Raw genomic sequence first — 17,139 nt, forward strand, 5'->3', positions numbered from 1 at the left:
TGGCCCCGCTCAGTCGCTCTCGGGCCGCGCCCAGCTCGGCGCCCGTTCCGGCCGCGGGCCGACCCCGATGACGAACGCCGGAATCACGCTTGAACCGTGACCCGGATGCCACTCCGCGCGAGCAGAAGTCCGAGCACCAGCCCCGCGGGTCCGCCGCCGACGATGGCGCACGTCGACGTCATGTCGCCCTCCTTCTCATGCGATGCTTCTGCGCGGTGGCGTCGGGCATGACGCCCCGGACCGTCACGCGGAGATCATCGCCGACACGCCGTGCCGCGGCATCCTGAACCGGCGCGTCGCGCCCGGACTCCGCCTGACGGAACGTCGCGGCCGCCCGCCTCAGATCTTGCTGCTGACCAGGATGCCGCGGCCCTCGAGGTCGGCGGCGACCTTGCCGACCGCCTCTTTATAGGCGTCGTAGAGCCTCACCTGGACGAGACCGTCGTCGTTGCCGCCGCCCGGCTGGAAGATCGGGCGGTGCAGGTCGACCTGGACCGTGCCGCCGAGGTCGGTGAACTTCACATCGAGCACCTCGCGGAGCGAGTCCTCACTCGTGATGAATCCCTGGAACATCGTCCGGGCGATGCTGCCGTGCGCGGCCTTCCAGTGGTCCCCCTTGTCGGTCACGGTGAAGTCCGCTGCCTCGAGGGCCGACCGCGTGGCGTCCTGCGCCGCGGCGAGGTCGCCCGAGACGACGAGCTGGAAATTGAGGATGGCCATGGCACGCCTTTCGGTCCGGTGCCGCTCAGCCTGTCGCCTTCCCCTTCCGGGCACAACCCGGGGCCGAGGCCCCCGACGTGCCGTCGCGCGGAGTTCTCCCCAGACACGCCGCCCCGCGGCATCCCGAACCGGCGCGTCGCTGCCGAACTCCGCACGACGGTGCAGGCGGAAGAGGCCGGATGCCGGGAACCGGCCACCGCAACACGCGACGACCGGTTCCCGGCGCCGTCACGACGTCGACACGGCCTTTCGACGCCCGCGGAGCCACTTCACGCAGCCGTACAGGCTGATCAGAAGCCAGAAGCCCTCGATGATGGCCGAGGAGAGGTTCCAGTGGGCAGCGAGCGAGATCAGCACGAGGATCGAGGCAATCGCGTTGACGAGCGAGTACCTCAGTTGTTCGACGCGAAGCTTGCCGATCTGCAGCAGAAAGTAGCTGACGACGACGAGCGTGACGCCGGCGAGGCCGACGACGTTGGCGAAATCGGATGAAGACATGGCAGTAGTCCTGTTCGGTCATCCCACCCGACCGTCCGAAGGTCGGTGGGAACGCTGAAGAGGCGAGCGCCGGTCGGCGGTCGCGCGGGGGCCGAGGCCCGATCAGCGTCCGAAGTCGTCGTACATGCGACGCACGCTACCGCCGGTATGTCTCGAGCACGTTTCGGCGACGCCGTCACCCGCCGCGCGGTCCGGCGGCGCCCGCGGATCGCGACGGAACGGCAGCTGCCCCCTGTTCCGTCACGCGGAGTTGTCTCCAGACACGCCGCCCCACGGCATCCGGAACCGGTGTGTCGCCATCGAACTCCGCACGACGGCGCGGGCACCGACGGCGGCCCGCGCCGGCAGCCGCACCCGGGCCCACAGAACGGATGCCACACCCCACTGCTCCTCCCCAGCGGGGCCGAGGCCGCGACCTGTCCACGTCGGCGGCTCAGGATCGGCGGCCCCAACTAGACTGATGCCCGTCCGGCCCCTGCGATTCTTGGAGCTCAGCCGCGTGACCACCCCGAACCCCGCCGCCCGCACAGCTCTTGCTGACACCGTCGAGAACGCCATCGCGACGCCCGAGAAGGATCAGCCGTACGGCGCCCTGGGCCTCAAGAGCGACGAATACGCGAAGATCCGCGAAATCCTGGGCCGCCGCCCCACCAGCGGCGAGCTGGCGATGTACTCGGTCATGTGGAGCGAGCACTGCTCCTACAAGTCGAGCAAGATCTACCTCCGTCAGTTCGGCCAGAAGGTCAGCGACGAGATGAAGACCCGGCTCATGGTCGGCATGGGGCAGAACGCCGGCGTCGTCGACGTGGGCGACGGCTGGGCGGTCACCTTCAAGGTCGAGTCGCACAACCACCCGAGCTACATCGAGCCCTTCCAGGGCGCGGCCACCGGCGTCGGCGGCATCGTGCGCGACATCATCTCGATGGGCGCGCGCCCGGTCGCGGTCATGGACCAGCTGCGCTTCGGCGCGATCGACCACCCCGACACCCCGCGCGTGGTCCACGGCGTCACCAGCGGCATCTCGTTCTACGGCAACTGCCTGGGCCTGCCGAACATCGGCGGCGAGACGGTGTTCGACGCCGTCTACCAGGGCAACCCGCTCGTCAACGCCCTCGCTGTGGGCGTCATGCGCCACGAAGACATCAAGCTCGCCAACGCCACCGGTGTGGGAAACAAAGTCGTGCTGTTCGGTGCCCGCACGGGCGGCGACGGCATCGGTGGCGCGAGCATCCTGGCATCCGACACCTTCGCCGACGGCGGCCCCACCAAGCGTCCCGCGGTGCAGGTGGGCGACCCGTTCGCCGAGAAGGTGCTCATCGAGTGCTGCCTCGAGCTCTACAAGGGCGACCTCGTCGAGGCCATCCAAGACCTCGGGGCCGCGGGCATCTCGTGCGCCACGAGCGAGCTCGCCGCCAACGGCAACAGCGGCATGAGGGTCGAACTCTCGAAGGTGCTGCTGCGCGACCCGTCGCTCACGCCCGAAGAGATCCTCATGTCGGAGTCGCAGGAGCGGATGATGGCGATCGTGGCTCCCGAGAAGCTCGACGCCTTCCTCGCGGTCGTCGGCAAGTGGGACGTCGAGACGAGCGTGCTCGGCGAGGTCACGGGCGACGGCCGCCTCGTCATCGACTGGTACGGCGAGCGCATCGTCGACGTCGACCCCTCGACGGTCGCCGTCGACGGCCCCGTCTATGAGCGTCCCGTCGCCTACCCGACGTGGATCGACGCGCTGAACGACGACACCGCCGCGACACTTCCCCGGGCGTCGGATGCCGAGACCCTCCGCGAGCAGTTCACGACGCTGGTGGCGAGCCCCAACCTCGCCGACACCTCGTGGATCACGAACCAGTACGACTACTACGTGCTCGGCAACACCGCGCTGAGCTTCCCCGACGACGCCGGCATGATCCGCGTCGACGAGGAGACGGGTCTCGGCTTCGCGATCGCGACCGACTGCAACGGCCGCTACAACCAGCTCGACCCCTACAACGGCGCGAAGCTGGCGCTGGCCGAGGCGTACCGCAACGTCGCCGTCACAGGTGCCGTGCCTACCGCGGTGACCGACTGCCTGAACTTCGGCAGCCCCGAGAACCCCGAGGTCATGTGGCAGTTCAGCCAGGCCGTCGAGGGTCTGAGCGATGGATGCCTCGAGCTCGGCATCCCCGTCACGGGCGGCAACGTCTCGTTCTACAACCAGACCGGCGACCAGCCGATCCACCCGACCCCGGTGGTCGGTGTGCTCGGCATCATCGACGACGTCGCAGCCCGCATCCCGAGCGGATGGCAGGATGCCGGCGAGAACCTCTACCTGCTCGGCGTCACCGCCGACGAGCTCGACGGCTCGCAGTGGGCGGGCACCATCCACGACCACCTCGGCGGTCGCCCGCCGAAGGTCGACCTCGCGCAGGAGCGCAAGCTCGCCGAGCTGCTCCAGGCCGCGGGGTCGCAGTCACTCGTCTCGAGCGCTCACGACCTGTCGTCGGGTGGTCTCGCCCAGGCCCTCGCCGAGGGCGTCATGCGCTTCGGCGTCGGCGCGCGCGTGTGGCTCACCGAACTCATGGAGCGTGACGGAGTGGATGCCACGGCCGCACTGTTCAGCGAGTCCACCGGGCGCGTGCTGGTGAGCGTTCCCCGCGAGGAAGACGTGAAGTTCCGCGGCCTCTGCGATGGCCGCGGATACCCGGTGCTCCGCATCGGCGTGACCGACGTCGAGCCCGGCACCGAGGCATCCCTGGAGATCCAGGATGTCTTCACGGTGCCCGTCGCGGAGCTGCGTCGCCTGTCGACCGAGACGCTCCCCGCGGTCTTCGGTCCGACGGTCGCCGAGCCGGTGGCCTGAGGCTCGGCCCGCCGGACCCGAACCACTCGCCCGCCCCAAACCGCCCGCCCACACCGAGAGGAGACGCGGTGACGAACGACGACGACATGTCCGTGTTCGACGAGAAACGACAGCGCCGCGTGAAGGTGACCGCGTGGGTGGTGATCGCAGCCCTCGTTCTCACGGGCGGCGGCGCGACTGTGCTGACGCTGATCTTCGGCTGACGCGAGGCGGGACGCCCGGCGCGCGCGGCTCCGGTGCGCGCTGCTCCGGTGCGCGCTGCTCCGGTGCGCGCTGCTTCCGCGCGCGTGACTCCCGCGCTGCCCGCGCGCGCACGACCGCCCGCGCAGAATCGGACCGAGGCAGCAGATCCGGACGAAAACTCCGATCTCATCCGAATCCGCTGCACTGATCCGAATCTGCGACCACGGATCGATGGGGTCCGCGTCTCCTGGCCCCGGCCCCGGCCCCGGCCCCGGCCCCGGTCCTGCCCCAGCCCCAGCCCCAGCCCCAGCCCCAGCCCCAGCCCCGGCCCCCACCCCGGCCACGGTCCCAGCCCCTGCCCCCGCCCCGGTCCTGCCCCCGCCCCGGCCCCTGCCCCTGCCCCAGCCCCAGCCCCTGCGCGAATCCGGCCCGACGGCAAGCGACGCGTCGCATGCCCGACGTAGCATGGGAGCGTGGAGCCGCTGATGGTCTTGTTGGCCGAGTGGTGGTGGATCGGGCCCGCGGCGGCCGGTGCCGGCACACTCGGCTGGATCGGCGTGCGCCGCTCGCGCCAGCAGCGCGCCCTCCCCGCCGGCACTACCACGACGGGGGACCGCGCGGCTCGCGCCTGGGCGTCCCGCCCGATGAGCAAGAACGCGGCCCGTCGACTCGAACTCGACGCGGCGCAGCTCGACCTCCTCACCGCACGGCAGGCCATCACCCGCGGGCGAGCCGAGGTCAAGATCGCCGATGCCGAGGTGGTTCGCGCACAGGCGGAGCGGGCGGCATCCCGAGGCTCTTCCGAAGCCGTGTCGGCGGCGCGAGCGCGCCTCGTCGCGGCCCAGCACTCTCTGCGCGCCGCGACGGCCGATCTGCGGGCGCGACGAGCCGCAGTCAAGGCCGCGCAGGCGATGCTCCCGGCCATCCGTGGCGGGAGCGCGCCCCTGCCGGTCGACCGTCTGCTCGCTGAACACGACGCCGTTCTGGCGCGCTGGATGGCCTACGAGACCGATCCGGCGCTCGCGATCGACTTCCCGGGGATGTCGGATTCTCGGTCGCCTCTGCTCGCCGAGTTCCTCCGGGCACACGAGAAGGCGCAGTGGCTTCGCCCCGCATCGGCACAGACGCGCCTCGAACCCGCGGACTTCCTCGCGTACCGCGACGCGGTCCGCCGCACGGTGAACGCGTTCGACCACGCGGAGCGCATCGCCCGACACGGTGACAAGAATCCGCCCCCGGCGTTCGACGGTTCCGACGCCTGGGGACGCATGGCATCCGATCTCGCCGAGTCCGCCCAGCGCGCCCTCGCCCGGTCGATGGAGTCCATGGGGCGGGCCGCCGCGCGCAGCTGGAACGAACGGAACACGAAGCGCGGCCGGAAGAGCGCCGACCCCGAGTGATCCCGGCGAGGTCGTCATCGCGGACCGGCGTAGCATGACGGGGGTGCACGACTTCTGGACATTCGCGGGCAGCTACTGGTGGCTCGTGTTTCCGCTCTTCGGGATGACGATGGGGGCGGTGAACGGCGTGATCAAGCGCCGCGAAGTGCAGGCCCGCCGTCGGCACCGGGAGCAGATCGAGTTGATCCGCGCGCAGGGCGGAGCCCCCGCGGCTCCCCTCGCGGCAGCCCCCGTCGGCATCGACGACCAGCAGCGCATCATCGCCGCGCAGGACGCCGTGACGCACCGCTGGCTGGAGTACGAGCTCGACGCCGACAAGCTCATCACCTACCCGGCGATGAGCGACGGCCGCCAGCCGCTGACCGCCGCGTTCTTGCGCGCGAAGAAGGTCGCGGACAACCTCCGGCCCCGCGACGGTGAGACGCTCTCCCCCGAGCGGCTCAAGGAGTACCGCGACGCCGTCACCGACTACGAGGTCGCGTTCGAGGTGGCTGAACGCGATGCCCGCCGAGTGAAGGACGCTGCCTTCTCGCCCGATGAGCGCAAGCGTCTCGACACCGCGAAGCAGTTGCTCACGGTCGCGACCGACCAAGCCGCGACGCCGAACGAGCGCCAGCTCGCGTACAAGCGCGTGCGCGAGGAGCTCGACGGCCTGATCTGGCTCTCGGACGACGCGGTCGAGGAGCTCGAGAAGAAGGTCGCGCTCGAGCTGCCGCGCGGCGCTGAGCCCGCACCGCGGACGCCGCCCGAGCCCGCGGTCTGACCCCGCTCCGAGCCGCGCGGCCGCGCCTCACCGCGCCGGAGTCGGGGCACCGCACCAGAATCGGACGCGCGGCCCGGCGGCATCCGATTCCGGTTCACCTATCCGATTCCGCTCCATCCGCGCCCGCGGTCTGACCCCGCGGCAGTCCCGCCTGCGCTGCCGCACGGGAACCGCCGCGTAGCTCAGCGCTTCCGGCGGATCCGCACCGGACCCCGTGCCGTCATCACGTCGACGACCTCGCCCTTCTGCGTCACCTCGACCTCGCCGAGACCGACCAGCTCGTGCGCCGCGTCCCGCGCGGGCTGCATGAGGTCGCGCCAGTCGTCGCCGCCCACCGCGCGGGCGGCCTCCGACGGACAGATCGTCTTATCGGCATCCCGAGCCGCGAGCAGTTCGCGAATGGATGCCACGAGCCGAGGGTCCGCACCTGATGAGGGGGCCATCTGTCCAGTCTCCCTCCGCGCGGCGACGCCGTGGCCAGAATGAGCCGGTGGACACCGAACGACACGCCCCCGACCTGCCCGGCCGCGCGGTCATCGCGCAGCGGTGGAATCGCGCGGTGTTCGTGCACTGGCGGGTCGACCCGGCCGAGGTCGCGCCGCTCCTGCCGGCCGGAACCCGCCCCGACGTTCACGACGGTTCCGCGTGGGTGGGTCTCGTGCCGTTCGCGCTGAGCGAGTTCCGCTTCCTGCCGCTTCCGCCGGTGCCCCTCCTCGGCACCTTCACCGAGATCAACGTCCGCACCTACGCCGTCGACGACGAGGGACGCCGCGGGGTCGTGTTCCGCACCCTCGAGGCCGAGCATCTCGCGCCGGTCCTCGCCGCCCGCGCGCTGTTCGGCCTGCCGTATCGGTGGGCGCGAGCGGGGGTACGCACCGACGGCGCGCGAATCGAGTTCCGGTCGCGGCGCCACGGGGGTCGGCATCCCGGAACCCGCGTGCGCGCGACACGGGGCACCGACACCGTCGACACTCCGCTGTCGCGCTTCCTGACCGCCCGATGGGGCTTCCACGAGCGCCACCTGGGCCGCACGATCTGGGCCGCGAACGCCCACGAGCCGTGGCCGCTCGTCGAGGCCCGGCTCGACGCGCTCGACGATGACCTCGTCGCGGATGCCGGGTTCCCTCAGCTCGCCGGTCGCGCGCCCGACTCGATGCTGGCGATGCCGGCCGGGCACCCGGGTTTCGTCACCAGGTTCACGGCCGCGCGCGCGATCCGCTGACCTCCGGCGGCGCGGAGGGCGGCGCGCAACGAGTGGCGCGCGGCGGCGACCCCCTCACAGGGGGCCGCCGCGGCGCGTCACGTCAGCGCTGCGTCGAGAACGCGCCGGGGTTCTGCTCGAGCCAGGCCTGCACGGCCTCGGGCTCCTTGCCCTCGCCGTACTCGTTGACCACGAGGTCTTCGAGGGATCCGTACTGCTCGTCGTCGAGCTGGATGCCGGCGATGAGCTCGGCGGCATCCGGGTACTTCTCTTTGAAGCCCGAGGTGGCGAGGAAGTGCAGGGCCTCGGGCTTGCCCATCAGGCCCTGGGGGTCCTCGAGGTCCTTCACGTCGTACGCGTCGTTCGCCCAGAAGGGACGCCACAGGGTGACGGCGATGTCCTTCTGCGCCGCGATGGCGTTGTCGAGCTCGGTGAGCATCGCCGCGGTCGACGAGGTCACGAGCTCGAGGCCGTCGAGACCGTAACCGGGCATCGCGACCTCCTGCGTCTGCTTGGTCAGACCCGCTCCCGGCTCGATGCCGTAGATCTTGCCGTCGAAGCGCGCCGCGTTGTCTTTGAGCTGGTCGATCGAGTCGATGTCGACGTAGCTGGGCACCGCGATCGTGAGCTTGGCGTTGTCGTAGTAGGCGCCGAGGTCTTCGATGCTGTCGCCGTACTTCTTCATGTACTCGGCGTGCGTGAGCTCGGGCCATGCCGACGGGTAGATGTCGACGTCACCCTGCGCGAGGCCGGCGTACAGCGGACCCGCCTCCGTGAGGGTCTGCATCTCGACGGTGTAGCCGAGCTTGCCGAGCTGGTCCTCGAGCAGGTAGGCGGTGCTGAGGCCGTCGGTCCACGAGGGCAGGAAGCCGAGCGTGATGGTGCCCTTGCTGTCGTCGCCGCCCGAGCCGCCTTCGGCCTGGTTGCCGCTGGCGCAGCCGGCGAGAGCGAGGGCGCTGACGGCACCGAGGGCGAGGGCACTGGTGAGGTGTCGCTTGTTCATTGCTGTGTTCTCTTCCTTTTCGTCCGTGATTCCGTTGGTTCTTCCGCGTGAGGGGCCGGTGCACCCGACCCCTCACGAGGGAGAGAGGGATGCCGCTGACTCAGGCGCCGGTCGAGACCGGGGTGCGCGATTCCGACGCCTCGGCAGCCGGCTCCGGTGCCGGAGCGGCGGGGCGAGCCGTGGCATCCGTCGATCCGGCGGCCCGACGACGGCCCAGGATCGCCAGCAGCGACGAGCGGTTGTCGGCGCGGTTGCCGAGGGCGGCGGTGAGGCGGTCGAGGTAGACGGCGAGGATGACGACGCTCAGACCGGCCTCGACGCCCTTGGGCAGGTTGACGGTCGAGATCGACTGCACGACCTCTTTGCCCAGGCCGTCGGCACCGACGATGCCGGCGACGACCGCCATCGACAGAGCGAGCATGATGACCTGGTTGACGCCGGCCATGATCGTGGGCATCGCGAGCGGGAGCTGGATGCCGCGGAGGATCTGTCCCGGCGTCGCGCCGAACGCCTGCCCCGCCTCGACGGTCTCGGAGTCGACTACCGCGGATGCCGAGCTCGGTCAGACGCACCCCCGGGGGCAGCGCGAAGATGACGGTCGAGACGACACCCGGCACGACGCCGATGCTGAAGAACGTGATCGCGGGGATCAGGTAGACGAAGGCGGGCATCGTCTGCATGAAGTCGAGGATCGGCTTGAGCACCGCGCGAACGGTCGCGTTCCGGGCCGACCAGATCCCCAGGGGAACCGAGATCGCCACCGCGACGACGGTCGCGACGAGCACGAGGGCGAGCGTCTGCATCGCGGTGACCCACTGCCCCATCGCGAGGATGAGCGCGAAGCCGATCACCGTGCCGAGGGCGAGCTTCCACGAGCGCAGGAGCCACGCGAGCAGGGCCGCGACGACGATCACGACGACGATCGGCGCGGCGAGCAGCACGTCGCTCAGCCCGCCGACCAGGAAGCGAACGGTCACGGCGATGACGTCGAAGAATCCGGAGAGGTTGTCGCGGAGCCAGTCCACGCCGGCGTCGACCCACGAGCCGACCGGGATACGGAAGCCGTCCATCAGCGCACCCCCTCGGTCTCGGAGGCCGCGACCGGGGCCTCGAGCACCGCGTCGATCTCGGCGGAGGGCAGGGGCTGCGGGAGCACGGTGATCTCCTCCGTGGAGCTGGGGCCGGGGCCGAGGGCGGCGAGCAGCGTGACACGCGGGATGACGCCGGCCAGGCGTCCCTCCGCGTCGAGCACGGCGAGTGGCAGGGGCGATTCGACCGAGGGGACGAACAGGTTCATCAGCACGTCGTCCTCGCGGACGCTCTGCGGCAGCGGACGCAGCTTCGACGCGAGCGAGCTCTCGCCCGCGCGGACCAGCTTCATGGCATCCCGATCCGTGATGATGCCGAGCGGCTTGCGGTCGCGGTCGGTGACGTACACGGCCGACATGTAGGCGTCGCGCATCTGCCGCAGCGCGGTGCGCGGACCGGCCGAGGCGTCGACGCGCGGACGCGGACGCTCCATGACGTTGCCGGCGGTGAGCACCCGGGCACGGTCGACGTCCTGCACGAACTGCTCGACGTAGTCGTTGGCGGGGTCGGTGAGGATGTCTTCGGGCGTGCCGATCTGCACGATGCGTCCGTCGCGCATGACGGCGATGCGGTCGCCGAGGAACATCGCCTCGTTGAGGTCGTGGGTGATGAAGACGATGGTCTTCTTCAGCGTGCGCTGCAGCTCGATGAGCTGTTCCTGCATCTCGCGGCGGATGAGCGGATCGAGGGCGCTGAACGCCTCATCCATCAGCAAAATGTCGGTGTCGGCGGCGAGCGCGCGGGCGATGCCGACGCGCTGCTGCATGCCGCCCGACAGGGCCGAGGGGAGCTTGTCGCCCCATCCTTCGAGTCCCACAAGGGAGAGGATCTCGTCGGCCTTCGCGAGGCGCTCGGTCTTGCCGACGCCGCGGAGCTCGAGCGGGTAGGCGACGTTCGCGGCCACCGTGCGGTGCGGGAGGAGCGCGAAGTGCTGGAACACCATGGCGAGGCGCTCGCGGCGCAGAGACCGCAGACGCGAGGGGCCGACGCCGGTGAGGGCGTCGCCCTTCACCTCGACGGTGCCGGCGGTCGCCTCGTGCAGGCCGTTCAGCATGCGGATGATCGTGGACTTGCCGGAGCCGGAGAGCCCCATGATGACGAAGATCTCGCCGGGTTGGACCTCGAAGCTCGCGTCGATGACGGCGGCGGTCCCGTGGTCGGCGATCTCCTCGCGACGCGCGCCGGAGCGGAGCTTCTCGACGGCGGCCTGGGGAGAGCGGCCGAAGATCTTGAACAGGTTCTTCGCGGCTAGAGCCGGCGTCGCGGGAGTCTGCGGCGCGAGGGCAGGCGGATGTGTCACTGGTGCACCTCGGCGGCCTCGGGTGGCCGCATCGGTCACGCCCGGGTGGCAGTCGCCGGCGCTCAGGGGGGGTGGAGCGCGTTGGCGCGGGATGTCGGATCCCGCGGCCCCGACTGCCGACCGTACGCTCGCGGTGTCGACTCCCCCGAGTCGTCACCACGACCGCGGACTGGTCGAGTGGGCGGCCCAAAACCGGGCCGTCACTACGTTTTCATGCTGATGGATCGACTGGCAAGTTCGCGTACCGTCTTGCGATTCCGGATGCCGCGTGGCAGACGCGCGCGCGTGCGTCACCCTCTCAGCGGGTGCCGACACCGCCGACACCGCGGTTGTCCCGGGCGTGTCGCATCGCCCTGCGCGCGTCGCCCGAGCGTCCCGACGACGCGTCCCGTCGACGCGCGGACGGGTCGTCAGTCCGCGGGGTGCGCGGCGGCCGAGCGGTGGTGACGGATGACCTCCGCCACGACGAAGTTGAACCACTTCTCGGCGAAGGCCGGGTCGAGATCGGCGTCCTCGGCGAGTCGCATGAGGCGCGCGATCTGCTGCTCCTCGCGAGCGGGGTCGGATGCCGGCATCCCGTGCTTCGCCTTGAGCACGCCGACCTGCTTGGTGCACCGGAAGCGTTCGGCAAGCAGGAAGATGAGCGCGGCGTCGATGTTGTCGATGCTGCCCCGCAGGTTCTGCAGGATCGTCGTGGGGTCGGCGTCCGTCATGTGTCCTCCCGAGTCGATCCGAGACTATCGCGCGGGCGCGCGCACGGTCGTCAGCTCTCAGCCGACCCCTACAGTGTGACCATGAGCCGATCGACGCGTCCCGACCCGACTGCCGAAGGCGCCGACGCCGGCGAATCCACCTCGCGCGACCGTCCCGTCTGGTCCGCGATCTCACGGCCCTACGCGGCGGGCTTCTTCCTGACCCTCGGCGGCCTCACCGCGATCCTTCTCGGGCTCGCGCTCTCGAGTCTGTCGACCGTGCTCATCTACATCGCGATCGCGCTTTTCGTGGCTCTCGCGCTCGATCCCCTGGTGCGCATGCTCGTGCGCCGCGGGATCTCCCGCGCGTGGTCGATCGTCATCGTGTTCGGCGGCCTCGCCGTCATCCTGGCCGCGGCGCTGTGGTTGCTGATCCCACCGGTCGTCCGGCAGGTCGAGCAGTTCGTCGGCGACATCCCGACCTTCGTCAACGATCTCATCAGCAGCGACGCCGTCCGCTGGGTCGAGGCGAATTTCGGCGACAGCCTGGGCGACGTGCTCAAAGAGGTGCAGAGTTTCGTCACCAACCCGACGAACATCGCGGCCATCGGCGGCGGCCTTCTGCAGGTCGGCATCACGATCGGCACCTTCGTCTCGGGAGCGATCATCGTGCTCGTGCTGAGCCTGTACTTCTTGGCAGCCCTGCCGAAGATGAAGAACAGCCTCGTTCGGCTGACTCCCGCCCGCAGCCGCGCGACGGTCTCCGACATGACCGGACAGATCACCGACTCGGTCGGTGGCTACCTGGCCGGCATGGTGGTCCTCGCCCTGTGCAACGCCGTGTTCGCGTTCATCGTGCTGACGATCCTGCAGCAGCCCTTCGCGGCCCTGCTCGCCGCGCTCGCGTTCGGCATCACGCTCATCCCGCTCGTCGGCTCGGTGCTGTTCTGGGCGGTCGCGACGGTCTTCACGTTGATCGTGAGCCCGACCTCCGGACTCATCTTCGCGATCGTCTACCTCGTCTACATGCAGGTCGAGGCATATCTCCTCACGCCCCGCGTGATGAACCGGACGATCTCGGTGCCCGGCTCGCTCGTGGTGATCGGCGCGCTCGTCGGCGGAACGCTCCTCGGCCTGCTCGGTGCCCTGGTCGCGATCCCCGTGACGGCCTCGGTCCTGCTGATCATCAAGCAGATCGTCATCCCGCGACAGGATGCTAAGAAGTAGCGCTCACGACAGCACTCCAGCCGGGACCGTCGAGGCCGCCGCTCGCGCCACGGCCTCCGGCACTCCCGCGGAGACGGCCGCGGCGACGGCCCGGTCCATCGTCAGGGTCGAGCCGGCAAGGGTGTCCGTTCCCGCGATCACGGGTTGCGCGGCGCGGACCTCGACGTCCAGTCCGCCCAGCCGGTAGAAGCCGTCCCCCAACCCCGTCGCCGACATCGCGTCGGTGACGAGCGCGACGCGGTCGGGAGCCGCGTCGAAGAGCGTCCGCATGACGACGGGGTGCACGTGGACACCGTCGGCGATCACCTCGAGCACGACGTGATCGCGCGCGAGAGCGGCTCCCACCGGCCCGGGCGCTCGGTGACCGAGGCCCGGCATGGCGTTGAACGCGTGCGTGAGGAGGCTCGCGCCGCGATCGAACGCGGCGGCCGCAGTGTCGTAGTCGGCCTCGGTGTGGCCGACCGCGACGACGACCCCGGCGGCGACGAACCGCTCGATCGCCTCGCCCGCGCCGGGAAGTTCGGGAGCGATCGTCACCGAGCGCACGATGCCGTCCCCCGCCTCGATCAGACGCTCAGCGGCCTCCGACGAGGGAACGGTCAGAGCCGCCGGGTCGTGCGCGCCGCGACGGCCGGGGGCGAGGAAAGGTCCCTCGAGATGCACGCCCGCGACTCCGGGAAGCAGGGGGAGCATCTCGGCCAACTCGCTGAGACGGCGCGCGACGCGGTCGACGCGGGCGCTGACGAGGCTCAGGAGCAGGGCCTGTGTCCCGTGCGCGCGATGGTGGTCCACCGCGGCGCGCACGCCGTCGAGGTCGGCGTCGTCGAAGCCGTGGCCGAGTGCTCCGTGGCAGTGCAGGTCGACGAACGGCATCCAGGTCTCCTCGCGTGCCACCTCAGCGCATCGGCAGCAGCCGCGTCGGCGAGGGCGACGCGGTGCGGTGACGAACGCGACCGGGCACGCCGGTGCGGGCATCGAGGGGGAGCGAGACGATCTCGTCGGCGAGCTGCCCGGCGACCAGGAGTGTGTCGTTCACGACCACGTGGTGCCGCGGCCAGTGGGTTCCCGCGTCGGCGAGAGCGGTGAACTGCAGCGCCTCGCCGGCCCCGCGCACGGCCAGCACGCCGATCGTGTCGCTGCCGCGCACCCCCGCGTACAGCGTGCTGCCGTCGCGGCTCGCGCACAGCTCGGCCGCGGTGTCGGTGTCGAGGCTGCCGAGGAGCGGCTGCCCCGAAACGACGCGCCAGCGGGTCTCGGCATCCGGAGCCAGGACGAACACCTCGCGACTGAGCTCGGTCACGACGTAGAGGTGACCGGACGGATGCCACAGCCCGTGCCGCGGGCCGCTGCCCTTCGGCAGCGCGACCTGCTGAACGAATCTCAGGCCGTCGCTGCTCGAGCGCCAGAACCGGACGAGGTCGAGGCCCATGTCGGTCGTCACGACGAGACCGCCGGGGAGGAAGATCGCCTGGTGCGTGCGCGACACGCGGGGGCCGATCGCGGCCTCCTCGGACTCGGCGTCGGTCTCGGGCACGGCGTCGTAGGCCGGCACGAGGTCGCCGTACTCGTCGCCGGCTGCCTCGCGCAGGGCGCGCGCGGCGGCGGCGAGGTCGGGGACCACGGCACCGGAGACGCGCGCGCCGGTCGAGACGCCGGTCTCCGGGGAGTCGGAGCCCCAGGGATCGATGGCCTCGGCGGCGATCCGGGGCCGCGACGGGCGGCCCGTGGCATCCAGGTCGATCCGGACGACCCGTCCGTCGCTCCAGCAGCTCGCGACGAGGAAACTCGCGTCGGGCGATACCGCGACGTGGCAGACCGACTCCCCCGCCTCGATCGCGGGGCCGACCGGGGTCAGGCGCGTCTCGCTCGTGCGACGGTAGGCCTGCACCGTGCCGTCGGATTCGAGCGCGGCATAGAGCAGGTCGTGCGTCGGGTGGGCGGCGAGCCACGACGCCGAGCCGGGCGCGGGCACGGCGGTGCCGACCATGCCGAGAGGACCCGATGCCCAGACCGAATCGGCGTCTCCGGCTTGCAGGATGCCGATGCCCTCGGCCGATCCCGCATCGCCCGCGTACGCCCCCACCCAGAAGCGCATGTCAGTCGATCAGGTTGTGTCGCACGATCACCTGGTCGCGCGCCGGACCGACGCCGATAACCGAGATGCGCGTGCCGCTCATCTTCTCGAGCGCGAGGACGTAGTCCTGCGCGTTCTGCGGCAGGTCGTCGAAGGTGCGCGCGGTGGAGATGTCTTCACTCCAGCCCGGGTAGTACTCGAGGATCGGCTTCGCGTGGTGGAAGTCCGTCTGGTTCACCGGCAGGTCGTCGAAGCGCACGCCGTCGACGTCGTAGGCGACGCAGACGGGAATCTGCTCGAGACCACCGAGGATGTCGAGCTTCGTCAGCACGAGGTCGGTGATGCCGTTGATGCGCGTCGCGTAGCGCGTGATCGGGGCGTCGTACCAGCCGACGCGGCGAGGACGACCCGTGGTCGTGCCGAACTCGAAGCCGCGCGAGCGCAGCCAGTCGCCGCTCTCGTCGAACAGCTCGGTCGGGAAGGGGCCTGATCCGACGCGCGTCGTGTACGCCTTCACGATGCCGACGATCCGGTCGAGGCGGTTCGGTCCGACGCCCGAGCCGGTCGAGGCGCCGCCCGCCGTCGCGGACGACGACGTGACGAAGGGGTAGGTGCCGTGGTCGACGTCGAGCATGGTGGCCTGGCCACCCTCGAAGACGACGACGTCGCCGGCATCCAGAGCCTCGTTCAGCAGCAGCGACGTGTCGGCGACCATCGGGCGCACGCGCTCGGCGTAGGAGAGCAGGTCTTCGACGACCTCGTCGACCGTGATGGAACGACGGTTGAAGACCTTGACCAGCAGGTGGTTCTTCTGGTCGAGGGCGCCCTCGACCTTCTGACGCAGGATGTTCTCGTCGAAGAGGTCTTGCACGCGGATGCCGACGCGGTTGATCTTGTCGGCGTAGGCCGGACCGATGCCGCGGCCGGTGGTGCCGATCATGCGCTTGCCGAGGAAGCGCTCGGTGACCTTGTCGAGCGTGCGGTGGTACTGCGTGATGATGTGCGCGTTGGCGCTGATCTTCAGGCGCGTGGTGTCGAGACCGCGCGCGTTCAGCGCCTCGAGCTCGTTGAACAGCACCTCGAGATCGACGACGACGCCGTTGCCGATGACGGGGGTGACCCCGGGAGACAGGATGCCGCTGGGCAGCAGGTGCAGCGCGTACTTCTCGTCGCCGATGACGACGGTGTGGCCGGCGTTGTTGCCGCCGTTGAACTTCACCACCCAGTCGGTGCGCTCACCGAGCAGATCGGTGGCCTTGCCCTTGCCCTCGTCGCCCCACTGGACGCCGACGATCACGATTCCGGGCATGAGTGCTCCTCGCATGTTGTCCGGCGGTACACCCCATCCTATCGAGAGGGTCCGACACCGCCCCCGCAGGCCTGCACAGCGAGTGGATGCCACGCCCCGGGCGCTCTACCCTGGAGCGCGTGCGCACGCGACTGATCTCGGCTGTTCTCTCCGCCTCCGCCCTGCTCCTGCTCGCCGGGTGCGCGGGTTCCACTCCTTCCGCACCGCCCGCGAGCGAACCGAGCGCGGCCGGCGCGTGCGCGTACCCCACGTCGGGGAAGCCGTCGGTCGACGTCACCCCTCCGGCCGAGGGGACCGAGCGGCCCGCCGGGGACGTCGCGGTGACGCTCGAGACCTCGGCGGGGCAGATCCCGATGACCCTCACGGGCGCGCGCACGCCGTGCACGGTCGAGAGCTTCGTGTCGCTCGCGCAGCAGCAGTACTTCACCAACACGCAGTGCCACCGCCTCACGACGCAGGGCATCTTCGTTCTTCAGTGCGGCGACCCCACGGGGTCGGGTCGCGGCGGCCCCGGGTACACCTTCGCGGACGAGCTCGACGGCGGCGAGACGTATCCGGCCGGAACGGTCGCCATGGCCAACGCGGGCCCCGGGACGAACGGCTCGCAGTTCTTCCTCGTCTACGAGGACACGGAGCTGCCCCCGAAGTACACGGTCTTCGGGAAGATGTCGCCCGAGGGCCTCGCCGTGGTCGAGAAGATCGGCCAAGCCGGGGTCTCGGGCGGAGGAGCCGACGGCGCGCCCGCGACTCCCGTGGAGATCACCGCCGTCACGGTCGGCTGACACTCCTCCTCCCTAGCCCGGGAACGGGGCGTGAGCCCTCCACACGGGTCGGGTCGCGG

17 protein-coding genes and 1 pseudogene are annotated in these 17,139 nt (G+C 70.6%); 7 read left to right on the forward strand and 11 right to left on the reverse strand.

Going from position 1 to position 17,139, the window contains the following annotated elements:
• Positions 1–83: 83 nt before the first annotated feature.
• The 3 genes from QE388_RS05480 to QE388_RS05490 form a co-directional block, all read right to left on the reverse strand.
• The gene (locus QE388_RS05480) at positions 84–182 is read right to left on the reverse strand and encodes an FAD-dependent monooxygenase (RefSeq protein WP_275798010.1); all 99 of its coding nucleotides are present in this window, start codon (positions 180–182) and stop codon (positions 84–86) included.
• Positions 183–339: 157 nt separating this feature from the next.
• Entirely contained in the window at positions 340–720 is a 381-nt protein-coding gene (locus tag QE388_RS05485) for a hypothetical protein (RefSeq protein ID WP_307383684.1), read from the reverse strand.
• Positions 721–948: 228 nt separating this feature from the next.
• A complete protein-coding gene (locus tag QE388_RS05490) occupies positions 949–1,218 on the reverse strand; it encodes a hypothetical protein (RefSeq protein WP_275798014.1) in 270 nt (89 codons plus the stop codon).
• Between the two features lie 460 nt (positions 1,219–1,678).
• Between QE388_RS05490 and purL the strand changes: the two genes are divergently transcribed.
• The 4 genes from purL (at position 1,679) to QE388_RS05510 (ending at position 6,403) form a co-directional block, all read left to right on the forward strand.
• Positions 1,679–4,057: a phosphoribosylformylglycinamidine synthase subunit PurL gene (purL, locus tag QE388_RS05495; RefSeq protein WP_307383686.1), complete on the forward strand. Its 2,379-nt coding sequence runs from the start codon at positions 1,679–1,681 to the stop codon at positions 4,055–4,057.
• A gap of 68 nt (positions 4,058–4,125) precedes the next feature.
• Positions 4,126–4,260: a hypothetical protein gene (locus QE388_RS05500; protein ID WP_275044580.1), complete on the forward strand. Its 135-nt coding sequence runs from the start codon at positions 4,126–4,128 to the stop codon at positions 4,258–4,260.
• A 453-nt stretch (positions 4,261–4,713) separates the two neighbouring features.
• Positions 4,714–5,640 (forward strand): hypothetical protein, encoded by a 927-nt coding sequence (locus QE388_RS05505; RefSeq protein ID WP_307383691.1) that lies wholly within the window; start codon positions 4,714–4,716, stop codon positions 5,638–5,640.
• Positions 5,641–5,674: 34 nt separating this feature from the next.
• A complete protein-coding gene (locus QE388_RS05510) occupies positions 5,675–6,403 on the forward strand; it encodes a hypothetical protein (protein WP_307383693.1) in 729 nt (242 codons plus the stop codon).
• A 182-nt stretch (positions 6,404–6,585) separates the two neighbouring features.
• Here QE388_RS05510 and QE388_RS05515 read toward each other — a convergent pair whose 3' ends face one another.
• Complete coding sequence (locus tag QE388_RS05515) at positions 6,586–6,813, reverse strand: DUF3253 domain-containing protein (RefSeq protein WP_307383695.1); 228 nt, start codon at positions 6,811–6,813, stop codon at positions 6,586–6,588.
• 80 nt (positions 6,814–6,893) lie between these two features.
• On the opposite strand from QE388_RS05515, the gene QE388_RS05520 reads away from it, so the two are divergent.
• Complete coding sequence (locus QE388_RS05520; RefSeq protein ID WP_307383698.1) at positions 6,894–7,625, forward strand: YqjF family protein; 732 nt, start codon at positions 6,894–6,896, stop codon at positions 7,623–7,625.
• A gap of 82 nt (positions 7,626–7,707) precedes the next feature.
• Here QE388_RS05520 and QE388_RS05525 read toward each other — a convergent pair whose 3' ends face one another.
• From QE388_RS05525 to QE388_RS05540, 4 genes and pseudogenes are all read right to left on the reverse strand, one after another.
• Complete coding sequence (locus QE388_RS05525; protein WP_307383701.1) at positions 7,708–8,607, reverse strand: glycine betaine ABC transporter substrate-binding protein; 900 nt, start codon at positions 8,605–8,607, stop codon at positions 7,708–7,710.
• A 100-nt stretch (positions 8,608–8,707) separates the two neighbouring features.
• A pseudogene (locus QE388_RS05530) lies at positions 8,708–9,677 on the reverse strand (ABC transporter permease).
• Positions 9,677–10,996 (reverse strand): glycine betaine/L-proline ABC transporter ATP-binding protein, encoded by a 1,320-nt coding sequence (locus QE388_RS05535; protein ID WP_307383704.1) that lies wholly within the window; start codon positions 10,994–10,996, stop codon positions 9,677–9,679. The pseudogene QE388_RS05530 and the gene QE388_RS05535 overlap by 1 nt, the downstream one beginning before the upstream one ends.
• Positions 10,997–11,406: 410 nt before the next feature.
• Positions 11,407–11,709, reverse strand: a complete 303-nt coding sequence (locus QE388_RS05540) for a chorismate mutase (RefSeq protein WP_058623337.1) — start codon at positions 11,707–11,709, stop codon at positions 11,407–11,409.
• Positions 11,710–11,790: 81 nt separating this feature from the next.
• On the opposite strand from QE388_RS05540, the gene QE388_RS05545 reads away from it, so the two are divergent.
• The gene (locus QE388_RS05545) at positions 11,791–12,915 is read left to right on the forward strand and encodes an AI-2E family transporter (protein WP_275798491.1); all 1,125 of its coding nucleotides are present in this window, start codon (positions 11,791–11,793) and stop codon (positions 12,913–12,915) included.
• Positions 12,916–12,918: 3 nt separating this feature from the next.
• Here QE388_RS05545 and QE388_RS05550 read toward each other — a convergent pair whose 3' ends face one another.
• Genes QE388_RS05550 through QE388_RS05560 form a run of 3 tightly spaced genes read right to left on the reverse strand, consistent with a single transcriptional unit; the run spans position 12,919 to position 16,298 of the window.
• A complete protein-coding gene (locus QE388_RS05550; protein ID WP_307383705.1) occupies positions 12,919–13,788 on the reverse strand; it encodes an N-acetylglucosamine-6-phosphate deacetylase in 870 nt (289 codons plus the stop codon).
• 22 nt (positions 13,789–13,810) lie between these two features.
• Positions 13,811–15,010 (reverse strand): beta-propeller fold lactonase family protein, encoded by a 1,200-nt coding sequence (locus QE388_RS05555; protein WP_307383707.1) that lies wholly within the window; start codon positions 15,008–15,010, stop codon positions 13,811–13,813.
• Between the two features lies 1 nt (position 15,011).
• Positions 15,012–16,298: an adenylosuccinate synthase gene (locus tag QE388_RS05560; protein WP_307383709.1), complete on the reverse strand. Its 1,287-nt coding sequence runs from the start codon at positions 16,296–16,298 to the stop codon at positions 15,012–15,014.
• Between the two features lie 119 nt (positions 16,299–16,417).
• Here QE388_RS05560 and QE388_RS05565 point away from each other — a divergent pair, with 119 nt between their 5' ends.
• Entirely contained in the window at positions 16,418–17,080 is a 663-nt protein-coding gene (locus QE388_RS05565; RefSeq protein WP_307383712.1) for a peptidylprolyl isomerase, read from the forward strand.
• Positions 17,081–17,139: the final 59 nt, after the last annotated feature.

This window comes from Microbacterium sp. SORGH_AS_0969, from assembly GCF_030818255.1.
Lineage (GTDB): Bacteria > Actinomycetota > Actinomycetes > Actinomycetales > Microbacteriaceae > Microbacterium.

Coding starts and splice junctions, on each gene's coding strand:
- QE388_RS05480 (WP_275798010.1), bottom strand. CDS start 182: ATGACGTCGACGTGCGCCATCGTCGGCGGCGGACCCGCGGGGCTGGTG.
- QE388_RS05485 (WP_307383684.1), bottom strand. CDS start 720: ATGGCCATCCTCAATTTCCAGCTCGTCGTCTCGGGCGACCTCGCCGCG.
- QE388_RS05490 (WP_275798014.1), bottom strand. CDS start 1,218: ATGTCTTCATCCGATTTCGCCAACGTCGTCGGCCTCGCCGGCGTCACG.
- purL (WP_307383686.1), top strand. CDS start 1,679: ATGCCCGTCCGGCCCCTGCGATTCTTGGAGCTCAGCCGCGTGACCACC.
- QE388_RS05510 (WP_307383693.1), top strand. CDS start 5,675: ATGACGGGGGTGCACGACTTCTGGACATTCGCGGGCAGCTACTGGTGG.
- QE388_RS05525 (WP_307383701.1), bottom strand. CDS start 8,607: ATGAACAAGCGACACCTCACCAGTGCCCTCGCCCTCGGTGCCGTCAGC.
- QE388_RS05540 (WP_058623337.1), bottom strand. CDS start 11,709: ATGACGGACGCCGACCCCACGACGATCCTGCAGAACCTGCGGGGCAGC.
- QE388_RS05545 (WP_275798491.1), top strand. CDS start 11,791: ATGAGCCGATCGACGCGTCCCGACCCGACTGCCGAAGGCGCCGACGCC.
- QE388_RS05550 (WP_307383705.1), bottom strand. CDS start 13,788: ATGCCGTTCGTCGACCTGCACTGCCACGGAGCACTCGGCCACGGCTTC.
- QE388_RS05555 (WP_307383707.1), bottom strand. CDS start 15,010: ATGCGCTTCTGGGTGGGGGCGTACGCGGGCGATGCGGGATCGGCCGAG.
- QE388_RS05560 (WP_307383709.1), bottom strand. CDS start 16,298: ATGCCCGGAATCGTGATCGTCGGCGTCCAGTGGGGCGACGAGGGCAAG.